Genomic DNA, 11,979 nt, shown 5'->3' with positions numbered 1-11,979 from the left:
CCTAATCGGCGACATACTTTATCTTTATTTTAGGCCCAAAAACACAGAACCCTCCGAAAGATTCGTTACTAAATTTCCAACAGATCATTTTCGTGTTTTCGTTGTGGGCGACGTATTCGCCGGATCGTCGGGCCACAGATGTTTAGGATAGCGCCCTTTCATCTCTTTTTGTACTTCTCGCCAACTCCCTTGCCAGAAACCGGGTAAATCCTGCGTAATTTGAATGGGTCGTTGTGCTGGCGATAATAACTCAATGATTAAGGCAATCCGTCCCTGAGCTAAGCGTAAGGGTGCGTGCTGCCCGAACATCTCCTGCACCTTAACCGAAAGTAATGGTGCGCGCGGCGATAAATAATCGATAGCGACTTTTCTCCCCGAAGGGATAACGATATGCGTGGGGACATCAGTCTCCAGACATTTCCATTGCGCCCACGTTAATTGAGCCTTCAGGGCGGCATAGAGATTGATACGGGAAAAATTTCCTAGAGAAGGTAATTGTTCAAGCTCAGGGGCTAACCATCGCTCAAGGCTGTCCAGTAAATCTGCGTCACTCATCGACGGCCACTCTAGTTCAGGTAGCCACTGCTGAGCATAACGTAACCGCTCGCGCAGCTCACGCGCAGCGATATCCCAAGGTAGTACACTCACCCCTCTCTCTTTCACCCAGCGTAGATAAGCGCTGATCAGCTGTTGAGATTCTGGTTTTTCTCCGGGCCGAGAACTCACTACGATTTCGCCCACGACCTCGTGTTGCCATATCTTGAATTGTGCCTGCCCCGCATCCCATTCGATAGCAGGTCGGACGGTAATCAGTTGTGGGGCGTCTCGCCGCAGGTCCTCAAGAGAGAAAGGCAAAGCCAGTTGAATAGTCGCTTCATGACGATCGGCGGAAAGTTGTAGTTGTAGCGCAATCAACCATGAATAGTGGCTTAAAGGGTGGTCGGGAGTAAGTGTCGCCCCGCGCCCATCGGCCATCTGATAGCGGTGAGTTGCGCCACGCCGGTAGGCGATACGATCGGCAAAAGCGCTCATTAATAAGGGGAGGACTTCTTCAGCACGATAAGCGCCATAGGGTGAACCCAGCATGCGGGCGACCTGACGCGCGCGAATCCCCCATAGAGAGCTAGGTGCTGCAAGGTTATCACGTAAATCCCCTTCACTTCGTCTTTCGGGTTGTTCGATGATCGCCGTCAGCAGTGCTGCAGTAGCGTGGCTATCGGGTCGTGATTCAGCGTCGGCCAGCATCGCAGCTAGCCGCGGCGCCATACCAAAACTCGCCATTTTTCTCCCCTTCGCCGTTAGAAGCCCCGTAGCCTCAATTGCCATCATCTTAGCGAGTTGTTCTCGGGCATGATTCAATGCGGATTCGGAAGGGAGATCTAACCAATTAAGCGCAGCCACCGATGGACAGCCCCAAGCAAGTACATTCAGCAGCAATCCGGTCAACTCACTGCGTAAAATCTCAGGGGTCGGCTGCTCCGCTAAGCGATCCGCCTGTTCTTGAAATATTAAGTGCCAACACTTGCCTGGCATCAAGCGTCCAGCTCGCCCTGCGCGTTGTGTCATAGACGACTGGCTGACAAATTGTGTTTTAAGCCGGTGGCATCCTGCGCGTAAATCGAATAGCGAGACACGTTCCAGAGCCGAGTCAATAATGAGACAAATACCGTCGATCGTAAGGCTGGTTTCGGCAATATTGGTCGCTAACACGACTTTACGTTGCCCGCTACGCGATACTTTAATCGCCTGTTGCTGTTGCTCGAGTGGCAATGCACCGTATAAGGGAGACACCAAGACGTCTAGCGGGCAATGCCCTGACAAGTGATTCATAACTTGATGGATTTCTCGCTCGCCGGGTAAAAATACGAGCATATCGCCCGACTCTTGCTGTAATACCTCAACAATTTTAGTGGCAACATTAACGGCGAAAGGTCGTTGCGCATTGAGTCCATGATAGAACCGTTCAACAGCAAACTGCTTACCTGCTGATGTGATAATCGGTGCTTGGGGCAATACCTCGGCCAGGCGGCGGTTATCCAGTGTCGCCGACATGATGAGTAGCGTTAAATCATCGCGTAGCCCTTCTTGTATATCCAAGAGCAGCGCTAAGGCGAGATCCGCTTGCAAACTGCGCTCATGGAATTCATCGAGAATGATTAACGCCACCCCTTCGAGTAAGGGGTCCTGTTGCAGGCGCCGCGTTAACACGCCTTCTGTCACGACTTCGATACGAGTGGCTTTACTCACACACTGTTCGGCACGCATACGGTATCCCACAGTAGCGCCGGGTTCTTCACCAAGATGCTGAGCAAGGCGATAAGCCACATTTTTAGCAGCCAAGCGTCTCGGCTCTAACATGATGATTTTTCCTGGCGACGCCAAACCTCGTAGCAGCTGTAAAGGAAGCCACGTTGATTTACCAGCACCGGGGGGCGCTTGCAGGATCACTTGCGGTGAAGTAGAGAGGGCGTTCAGCAACTCGTCAAGAACATCATGAATGGGGAGGAGGCTCAAGATTCGCTCCGTTTAAGGATTATGATACTATGGCAACTATATCATTGATCTACCTTTTATTCTTGTCCCTCCCCATTAATCTTAATAAGGAACGTTGTGGTTTTCGCCAAAACAATCCAAGCAGATCATTACTTCTTAGCACTGACACTACCTGACTCGGTCACCGAACAATTGGTCACGTGGCGTGCAACCGCTTTACCTGCGGATGAGGGGATCCCACTCCCGAAAGCACAACTTTATATGGTTCTAGCATGGATAAATTCACCCAACGCCGCGCAACTTAGTCAGTTGCACCCCGCCATTGCTGCCCTGCGTTCCCCCGCGTTTACCTTCACACTTAACGACGCCGGATACTGGCCGCGTTCAGGACAATGCTGGGTGGGGTGCCGTCCTGCACCGCGTGAGCTACTACAATTAGCCGCGCTACTGCGTTCGCGCGTCGCGCGTATCGGGTGTCCGCAGTCTTCTCTGCCCTTTCATCCCCATGTCACGCTGTTGAGGCAAGTTCCATCCTCCTTGACGCTGCCCAAACGGAATTTCTCATGGTCTGTGGCCTGTAACCATTTCTCCCTCTTCAGCAGCCGTTATCAGCGAAGTCGACGGATCATTACTCTCGAAAACACTTATCCACTGTCGCCCAATTAGGAGGAGTGATGGAATTTACACCTGCCTTGCAACCGGCCACCCTACTCAAACGCTATAAGCGTTTTTTAGCCGACGTTTATCTGCCAGATGGAGAAATCGTTACGATTCACTGCGCCAATACCGGCGCAATGACGGGTTGTGCAACTCCAGGAGATACGGTCTGGTACTCACTCTCTTCTTCGACCACCCGAAAATATCCGTATAGCTGGGAGCTAACCCAAACCGCGGATAACCAATGGATTGCTATTAACACCTTGCGGGCCAATCAGGTTGCAGAAGAGCTTTTTGCACAAAATACGGTGCCTGCCCTGGCTGGTTTTACCCGTTGGCGGCGAGAAGTGGCCTTTGGTGACGAAAAGAGCCGCGTCGATTTTGTTCTTTATAATGAACACGGTGAAGAGTGCTTTCTGGAAGTAAAATCGGTGACCTTACGAGAAGGTGAACAAGGGTACTTCCCTGATACCGTGACCCTGCGTGGACAAAAGCATTTACGAGAATTAATGTCCGTCGTCAAACAGGGAAAACGAGCACTGCTTTTTTTTGCGGTATTACATACCGGCATTCGCCAAGTGAGCGCGGCAAAACATCTCGACCCCGTTTATGCTCAGTTATTACAAGACGCACTCGCTATGGGCGTCGAGGTCGTCGCGTATAGCGCGCAAATTACGCCACAGCGATTGCGGTTAGTGGACCCGATTCCATTTATTGAATAAGAGGCTAAATCTTTTCTTTTAAGAGTTTTCCCTCTTATATTAGAAACATATTATCAATAACGAGAAACTCATCGTTATCAGCAATTGCCAACCCCTACGGATTCTGATATTTATAGCGCCCTGTTTTTTTCCCCTCTGAGGGAAATCAGGAATCGATAGTGCGTGTTATCCAGGAGAAGCAACATGCAAGAAGGGCAAAAACGTAAAACATCGTCTCTAAGTATCCTCGCCATCGCTGGGGTGGCGCCGTATCAGGAGAAACCGGGCGAAGAGTATATGAACGAAGCCCAGCTGGAACACTTCAAGAAAATTCTTGTTGCTTGGCGTAATCAACTCAGGGATGAAGTAGACCGTACCGTCAGTCATATGCAAGACGAAGCGGCTAACTTTCCTGACCCGGCAGATCGCGCAACACAAGAAGAAGAGTTCAGTCTGGAATTACGTAACCGAGATCGTGAACGTAAGTTAATTAAGAAAATAGAAAAAACGCTGAAAAAAGTTGAAGATGACGACTTCGGTTTTTGTGAAGCCTGTGGTGTGGAAATCGGCATTCGCCGTCTTGAAGCTCGTCCAACTGCCGATATGTGTATCGACTGTAAGACGTTAGCAGAAATTCGCGAAAAACAGATGGCAGGTTAACCCTACCACTGCTCGAGGACAACCCTAATTGCACGGCCGCGACGACTCATCGTCAGTGGCTGTGCGATTACTCTCATTATGAATGAATTTCCCCCTGTAGTTGGCCGCTTCGCGCCCTCCCCCTCTGGTGATCTGCACTTTGGCTCCCTTATTGCCGCCTTAGGAAGCTACCTTGACGCCCGCTCGCAACAAGGACGCTGGCTAGTGCGTATCGAAGACATCGATCCTCCTAGGGAGATCCCTGGCGCCGCCCAGAATATATTACATCAGCTCGAAACCTATGGGCTTGAATGGGATGGACCGGTCAGTTGGCAATCGCAGCATCATGCCCGCTATCGCGAGATTCTCGAGTGGCTAATCAGCCATCGCAATAGCTATTACTGTACTTGTACCAGGAAAATGATCCAGCAATCGGGCGGGTATTATTTGGGAACCTGTCGAACGCAGGGTCATAGGGCAACCGACGCTGCGTTGCGTCTCTATCAACAGTCGCCAGTGACGCATTTCAACGATCTACTCCGTGGCACCGTGGTCTGTAATCCCCAACTGGCGCAGGAGGATTTTATTATCCATCGCCGGGATGGCCTTTTTGCCTATAACCTCGCCGTCACGGTCGATGACCACGACCAAGGCATTACCCAAGTCGTGAGGGGCGCCGATCTTATCGAGCCTACGGTGCGCCAGCTTACCCTCTATCAGCAGCTAGGATGGCAGGCACCTGATTACCTTCATTTGCCTCTCGCCCTCGGTCCAGATGGTAATAAGCTGTCAAAACAGAACCACGCCCCGGCGCTACCTCAACAGAATCTGCAGCGGACGCTCATCCACGCGTTGATCCTGCTCGGGCAAGAGGTGGACAAGGAATGGCAGGATTTTACGGTCAGACAGCTGATTGATGAGGCCGTCAAGCAGTGGCAAAGGGTAAAAATCCCAATTAATAGCACTTTCATTACTACAGATGCGTTATCGACGTTCTAAAATGGCTCACAACAGGCTATGATGAGCCTTCCATTTACCACAGTATCTACTTTTATTGTTGAGGTGTACCATTTTTACCCGAGTCGCTAATTTTTGCCGAAAAATCCTTACGCGTGACGAGGAGAATACCTCTGCAGAAAACGTTCCACCACCGATAACGATCATCCCGCGCGATCAACATACGATCTCGCGTCGAGATATTAGTGATAACGCCTTGAAGGTGTTGCACCGTCTTAATAAGTCAGGATTTGAGGCTTATTTGGTGGGCGGCGGTGTCCGCGATCTACTCTTGGGTAAAAAACCGAAAGATTTCGATATTACGACGAACGCAACCCCAGAGCAGATGCGTAAATTATTTCGTAACTGCCGACTCGTTGGGCGACGCTTTCGCCTAGCGCACGTTATGTTCGGACCAGAAGTTATCGAAGTAGCCACTTTCCGAGGGCACCATGAGCAAGAGGAAACGGTCGATCATAATACGTCGCAGCAAGGCCAAAATGGCATGCTTATCCGTGACAATACTTTTGGTAGTATTGAAGACGATGCACAGCGCCGTGATCTGACTATTAATAGTCTCTACTATAGCGCTGCCGATTTTACCGTCCGCGACTATGTCAATGGCCTTAGCGACCTAGAGCAAGGTATCGTTCGCCTTATTGGCCACCCGGAGACGCGCTACCGCGAAGACCCGGTGCGGATGCTACGGGTTATTCGCTTCAGTGCAAAATTAGGTATGCAGATCGCACCAGAAACTGCGGCACCTATTCCTGAGTTAGCCGAGCTACTAAAAAATATCCCGCCAGCACGCCTATTTGAAGAAACGCTAAAATTATTGCAATCGGGCTATGGTGAGCAGACTTATCCATTGCTTCGTAAATATCAGCTGTTTGAGCCATTATTTCCGTTGATCCATCAGTACTTCACCGAAGGCGGCGATAGCCCGATGGAGCGGATCTTGGTGCAGGTATTAAAAAATACCGACCACCGTCTGCACAATGATCTACGGGTTAACCCTGCCTTCCTGTTCTCGGCGATGTACTGGTATCCGCTACAAGAGAAAGCGCAGCAAATCGCTCAAGAAAGCGGCCTACCTTTCTTCGAGGCTTTCTCACTAGCAATGAATGATACCTTAGATGAAGCGTGCCGAGCGATTGCCATCCCTAAACGTTTCACGACTATGGTTCGGGATATTTGGACCTTACAACTGCGTATTTCTCGTCGCCATGGTAAGCGTGCTTGGAAGCTGATGGAGCACCCTAAATTCCGTGCGGCTTACGATCTTTTAGTGCTACGAGCTAGCGTCGAGTCGTCTGCTGAGCTTACCCGCTTGAGCGAATGGTGGACAGAATTTCAAGCCAAAAATGCCAACGAGCAAGCGACGATGCTGCAAGAGCTCGGTAGCGACCCCGCTCAACGCCGTCGCTACACACGTCCACGTAAACGAACGCCGAAAGGTAACGGCCCACGTCGTCAAGAAGGCTAAGATGAACCGGGTATATATCGCATTAGGAAGTAATCTTCGAGACCCTCTCGATCAGTGTCGTCGAGCAATTGCGGCACTTGCGATATTGCCCGACTCAACGCTTATCAAGACCTCGTCATTCTACCGGACACCGCCCTATGGTCCGCAGGATCAACCGGATTATCTCAATGCCGTGGTGGTGCTGGATACCTCGCTCTCTCCCCTTACCTTGCTTGATCACACCCAAAGAATCGAACTCGAGCAAGGGCGAGAGCGTAAAGACGAGCGTTGGGGTCCACGTACGCTCGATCTCGATATCCTCCTCTTCGGCGATGTACGGATAAAGAGCGAACGACTGACCCTGCCTCATTACGACATGCACAACCGCGCCTTTATGTTAGTCCCCCTCGCCGAGGTCGCGGGCGATCTCCCGCTGGGTCACGACAAAACAGTAAACGGCTGTTTAGCCGCACTCGATACCTCTACCCTCTCTCTGTGGTAACCGCCTAAAGCCAGCTTAGGGATTCCCGTCTAGAACCCGTTACGGTAAACTTCGCACCATCTTTTCATGGTAAGAGTTTATTATGGCTGCTATTACTCTAAAAAATTTACGTCAGTGGAAAAGTGAAGGTCAAAAATTTGCCTCACTTACCGCTTACGACTACAGCTTCGCGCGCCTTTTCGCCGACCAGGAAATTCCAGTATTACTCGTCGGCGACTCGTTAGGCATGACGATTCAGGGACATAACTCCACCCTTCCGGTTACCGTCGACGATATGGTCTATCATACACGCCATGTGCGTCAGGGGGCCCCCGATGTCCTCCTCCTCACGGACCTCCCTTTTATGAGCTATGCCACTCCCGAGCAAGCTTGCCAGAATGCGGCGCGCGTCATGCAGGCTGGGGCAAACATGGTTAAAATTGAAGGAGGGGCCTGGCTAGTGGAGACCGTCCGACTCCTTACGGAACGCGCCGTACCGGTCTGTGGGCATATTGGGTTAACCCCACAATCTGTCAATATTTTCGGCGGATACCAAGTGCAAGGTAAAACAGAGCAACAGGCTGAACAGCTGCTAAACGATGCCTTGGCGTTAGAAGCCGCGGGTATGCAACTCCTCGTTCTGGAGTGCGTCCCCATTTCCTTAGCTGAGCGCATTACCAAAGCTCTCTCTATACCCGTCATCGGCATCGGAGCCGGCCCGCACACCGACGGCCAGATACTGGTGATGCAAGATATGATCGGTATTACCTCCGGTTATGTTCCTAAATTCGCTAAGAACTTCTTAACGGATACGGGATCAATTTCCCAAGCGGCTGCGGAGTATCAACGCCAAGTCCAAGCCGGAACCTTCCCCGGTGCAGAACATAGTTTTAAAGGGTAACAACGATGCAGACGTTTCATGAAATCCCCCCTCTACAACAGGTGTTGGTTGATCTACGCCGCCAAGGTAAAACGATCGCTTTCGTCCCGACGATGGGCAACCTGCACCAAGGGCATCTGACATTGGTTGAGCGAGCGAAGCAACGTGCTGATTATGTCGTTGTCTCTATTTTTGTTAATCCAATGCAATTCGATCGTCCTGACGATCTCGATCGCTACCCGCGCACTCTTGAACGCGATCAACAACTACTCGCGGGGAAAGCGGATATGCTATTTGCCCCTAATGCCAATACCCTCTATCCCAATGGGCTTAGCGCTCAAACCTTCGTCGAGGTCCCTGGGCTGTCTGAGCTATTGGAAGGGGCCAGTCGGCCTGGACACTTTCGGGGCGTAAGTACGGTAGTCAGTAAGCTATTTAATATTGTTCAGCCCGATGTTGCCTGCTTCGGGGAGAAAGACTTCCAGCAATTAGCCATTATCAGAAAAATGGTTGTCGACCTTAATTACCCGATCACTATTGTTGGCGTACCGACAGTCCGGGCTGCAGACGGTCTCGCGTTAAGCTCGCGGAATGGTTACTTGACCGACGCACAACGTGAACAAGCCGTTGAACTAAGTCAAACTATGCAGTCGATGGCAGAACGCTTACAGCAGGGAGAAAGAGATTTCGCGGCAATCGTTCACGATGCGGAACAACAGTTAACCCATCAAGGATGGCAGCCGGATGGTATCGCCCTCTGTGATAGCGATACCTTGATGCCGCTCTCTAAGCACAGCAAAAACGCCGTAATTCTAATGGCAGCATGGTTAGGAAAGGCGAGGCTCATTGATAATGTACAGGTCGCTCTCCCGATAGTGTAAGGCACAGTCCCCTCACACTATCGGTATCGAGGTATGAGGGGATTCTAACTACGTAAGCCCTTTCCACGCTCAATTAGCGCCCAGACGATGCCGTAGAATAGCGCAACGAAAATCGCCAAAATCGCTAAGGTCAACGGTACTGGCACATCGTGAATACCGAGGAATCCGTAACGAAAGCCGCTTATCATATAAACGATAGGGTTTAACTTCGATACTCCTTGCCAAAAAGGGGGCAGCAGCGATAACGAATAGAATACCCCTCCTAAGTAGGTGAGAGGCGTTAACACGAAGGTTGGGATCAAGCTGATATCATCAAAGCTCCGTGCGAATACCGCGTTCAATAGGCCAGCTAATGAAAAGACAATAGAGGTCAATAAGATCGTTAACGCAACCATTGGCCAGTAGAAAACATGAAAAGGCACGAACAGTAAGGAAATTGCCGTCACAAGCGCACCGACACAAATACCCCGCGCCACGCCGCCCCCGACATAACCGGCAATAATAACGTGAGTCGGTACAGGCGCAACCAATAACTCTTCAATATTATGCTGGAATTTAGCGCTAAAAAAGGAAGACGCTACGTTGGCGTAAGAGTTAGTTATTACCGACATCATGATCAGACCCGGGACGATAAACTGCATATAAGTAAAGCCATGCATATCGCCTATACGCGAACCGATCAGATTACCGAAGATAATAAAATAGAGCGTCATGGTAATCACAGGGGGAACCAGCGTTTGGATCCAAATGCGTCCGAAACGATGGATCTCTTTCGCCCATAATCGTTTAAGCGCTACCCAATATAAATGTGCCATTAGTTACCCTTCCCAGAATTACTGACTAAATCAACAAATAGCTCTTCTAAGCGATTCGCTTTATTACGCATACTTAATACCTGTATCTGTTGCGCCGAAAGCTGGCTAAAGACGTCATTCATTCCCTGTTCACGCTGCACTTCGACTTCCAGCGTTGTCGCATCAATATTCTGATAACGAAAGCCCTCTAACACAGCCGGTGTGGTATGTGGGGCGAGGTCGAGAAGAAACGTTTCTGACTCAACCTTCGCCAACAGCGCCTTCATACTCGTATTTTCAACCAGCTCACCGCGTTGAATGATACCGATATTACGACAGAGCATCTCAGCTTCTTCGAGATAGTGGGTTGTCAGAATAATCGTTGTTCCCGACTCGTTAAGCTGTTTAAGGAATCCCCACATCGAACGCCTTAATTCGATATCGACACCTGCGGTAGGCTCATCCAAGATAAGTAATTTCGGCTCATGCATTAATGCTCGTGCAATCATTAGGCGTCGTTTCATCCCACCCGAGAGCATACGCGATTTTTGATGACGTTTTTCCCACAGATCGAGCTGGCGTAGATATTTTTCAGCCCTCACTAAGGCGAGTTTTTTCTCTACCCCGTAGTAACCGGCTTGGTTAGTGACGACTTGCAGGACACTTTCGAAGGGATTGAAATTAAACTCTTGCGGTACTAAACCTAATTGGAGCTTCGCTCGGACTTTGTCGCTATCCAAGTCATAACCAAACACTTTTACATGCCCAGAGGACTTATTCACCAGCGAGCTGATAATCCCGATCGTCGTCGATTTTCCCGCGCCATTCGGGCCGAGTAATGCGTAAAAATCGCCCGCTTCAACCGTTAAGTCTATTCCCTTCAACGCGTGAACTTGATTACCATACGTTTTCGTTAGCCCGGATATCTCCAGCGCATAATTCATATCAACTCCATACCTGTTTGATGACAGATCCGCGTTTTACGATCCCCTCACTGCCCCAAAAATAGGATACACGGCAAGGATCTAAAGAAGTTTCGCCATTCTGTTTGCTGTCTATTATAAAGCGTCATGCTTGGAAGCGTGGTAGCTAAGCGCAAGAGGATGCCTGTCTGTTTTAATCATCAAGCCTAACTGTGGGTGGCAAGCTACCTTAACGTCCTGATGCACATATCGAGGAGAACGCTAATAAGTAAACGTCAGCTACGATGCGCTTTCGTTGTCGTGCGATAGCAAATGAAAATAGTGCATGAGTAGAGGACGTGAATGCAGACTAACACGGTCCAGTTGGCGTCCATTATAGAACAGGCCAGCTAAGCTGGCCTGAAAATTTGTGCTATTTGCCTTACTCAGGGACCACGCGTCCCACGTAAGGGAGATGGCGGTAGCGCTGAGCATAGTCAATGCCATAACCTACAACGAACTCATCAGGAATAGGGAAACCTACATATTCTACCGTGACCTCAACCTCGCGACGTTCTGGCTTATCGAGTAACGTACAAATAGCCAAAGAGGCTGGCTCGCGTAATTGCAAGATTTCGCGCACCTTACTCAAGGTATTCCCCGAGTCGATAATGTCCTCGACAATCAATACATCCTTACCTCGGATATCTTCGTCTAGATCCTTGAGAATTCTGACATCGCGGGTCGATGACATACCATTTCCGTAGCTTGATGCAGTAATAAAGTCGACCTCATGAGAGACATCGATCGCTCGGCAGAGGTCCGCCATAAACATAAAGGAACCACGTAGGAGCCCCACTAACACCATCTCTCTTCCACGATTTTGATACGCGGCGGTGATTTGTTGCCCTAACTCTGTAACACGGTTCTTTATTTCCTGCTCGGAAATCATCACTTCAACGGTATGTTTCATAATCTCTATCTCACTGAGAATACTCAGTTTTCATTGTGCGGCCTAGCGTAAATCACCGGTAGCTACCCAGCAATTTACCGCTAAAATTTAGGGGCTGCAGTATAACAGGGAATCTCC

Annotated in this window: 12 protein-coding genes; 8 read left to right on the top strand and 4 right to left on the bottom strand. The window is 50.0% G+C overall.

The window, feature by feature from the left end; translation table 11 throughout:
* Positions 1-84: 84 nt before the first annotated feature.
* On the bottom strand, positions 85-2,514 hold the full coding sequence (gene hrpB, locus HGT70_RS02395; RefSeq protein WP_214194791.1) for an ATP-dependent helicase HrpB: 2,430 nt from the start codon (positions 2,512-2,514) through the stop codon (positions 85-87).
* A 96-nt stretch (positions 2,515-2,610) separates the two neighbouring features.
* On the opposite strand from hrpB, the gene thpR reads away from it, so the two are divergent.
* From thpR to panC, 8 genes are all read left to right on the top strand, one after another.
* Positions 2,611-3,159 (top strand): RNA 2',3'-cyclic phosphodiesterase, encoded by a 549-nt coding sequence (gene thpR / locus HGT70_RS02390; RefSeq protein WP_157725354.1) that lies wholly within the window; start codon positions 2,611-2,613, stop codon positions 3,157-3,159.
* A gap of 8 nt (positions 3,160-3,167) precedes the next feature.
* A complete protein-coding gene (gene sfsA / locus HGT70_RS02385) occupies positions 3,168-3,872 on the top strand; it encodes a DNA/RNA nuclease SfsA (RefSeq protein WP_214194790.1) in 705 nt (234 codons plus the stop codon).
* A 183-nt stretch (positions 3,873-4,055) separates the two neighbouring features.
* Positions 4,056-4,511, top strand: a complete 456-nt coding sequence (dksA, locus tag HGT70_RS02380; protein WP_071431570.1) for an RNA polymerase-binding protein DksA — start codon at positions 4,056-4,058, stop codon at positions 4,509-4,511.
* 78 nt (positions 4,512-4,589) lie between these two features.
* A complete protein-coding gene (gene gluQRS, locus HGT70_RS02375) occupies positions 4,590-5,489 on the top strand; it encodes a tRNA glutamyl-Q(34) synthetase GluQRS (RefSeq protein ID WP_071431571.1) in 900 nt (299 codons plus the stop codon).
* Between the two features lie 70 nt (positions 5,490-5,559).
* A complete protein-coding gene (pcnB, locus tag HGT70_RS02370) occupies positions 5,560-6,972 on the top strand; it encodes a polynucleotide adenylyltransferase PcnB (protein WP_214194821.1) in 1,413 nt (470 codons plus the stop codon).
* A 1-nt stretch (position 6,973) separates the two neighbouring features.
* Complete coding sequence (gene folK, locus HGT70_RS02365) at positions 6,974-7,453, top strand: 2-amino-4-hydroxy-6-hydroxymethyldihydropteridine diphosphokinase (protein ID WP_214194789.1); 480 nt, start codon at positions 6,974-6,976, stop codon at positions 7,451-7,453.
* A gap of 82 nt (positions 7,454-7,535) precedes the next feature.
* Positions 7,536-8,333 carry a 3-methyl-2-oxobutanoate hydroxymethyltransferase gene (gene panB, locus HGT70_RS02360; protein WP_214194788.1) on the top strand — a complete coding sequence of 266 codons (798 nt, stop codon included), beginning with the start codon at positions 7,536-7,538 and terminating at the stop codon, positions 8,331-8,333.
* A 5-nt stretch (positions 8,334-8,338) separates the two neighbouring features.
* Positions 8,339-9,193, top strand: coding sequence for a pantoate--beta-alanine ligase (gene panC, locus HGT70_RS02355; protein WP_214194787.1), 855 nt, complete (start codon positions 8,339-8,341; stop codon positions 9,191-9,193).
* A 44-nt stretch (positions 9,194-9,237) separates the two neighbouring features.
* On the opposite strand, the gene HGT70_RS02350 is transcribed toward panC, so the two are convergent.
* From HGT70_RS02350 to hpt, 3 genes are all read right to left on the bottom strand, one after another.
* On the bottom strand, positions 9,238-10,008 hold the full coding sequence (locus HGT70_RS02350) for an ABC transporter permease (RefSeq protein WP_071431579.1): 771 nt from the start codon (positions 10,006-10,008) through the stop codon (positions 9,238-9,240).
* Positions 10,008-10,931: an ABC transporter ATP-binding protein gene (locus tag HGT70_RS02345; protein ID WP_214194786.1), complete on the bottom strand. Its 924-nt coding sequence runs from the start codon at positions 10,929-10,931 to the stop codon at positions 10,008-10,010. Before HGT70_RS02345 ends, HGT70_RS02350 begins: the two co-directional genes overlap by 1 nt.
* A 400-nt stretch (positions 10,932-11,331) precedes the next feature.
* Positions 11,332-11,862, bottom strand: a complete 531-nt coding sequence (hpt, locus tag HGT70_RS02340; protein WP_071431583.1) for a hypoxanthine phosphoribosyltransferase — start codon at positions 11,860-11,862, stop codon at positions 11,332-11,334.
* Positions 11,863-11,979 lie beyond the last annotated feature (117 nt).

The organism is Rosenbergiella collisarenosi (genome assembly GCF_018494085.1).
GTDB classification, from domain to species: Bacteria; Pseudomonadota; Gammaproteobacteria; order Enterobacterales; family Enterobacteriaceae; genus Rosenbergiella; species Rosenbergiella collisarenosi.
This window is presented reverse-complemented; position numbering and strand designations above follow the sequence as displayed.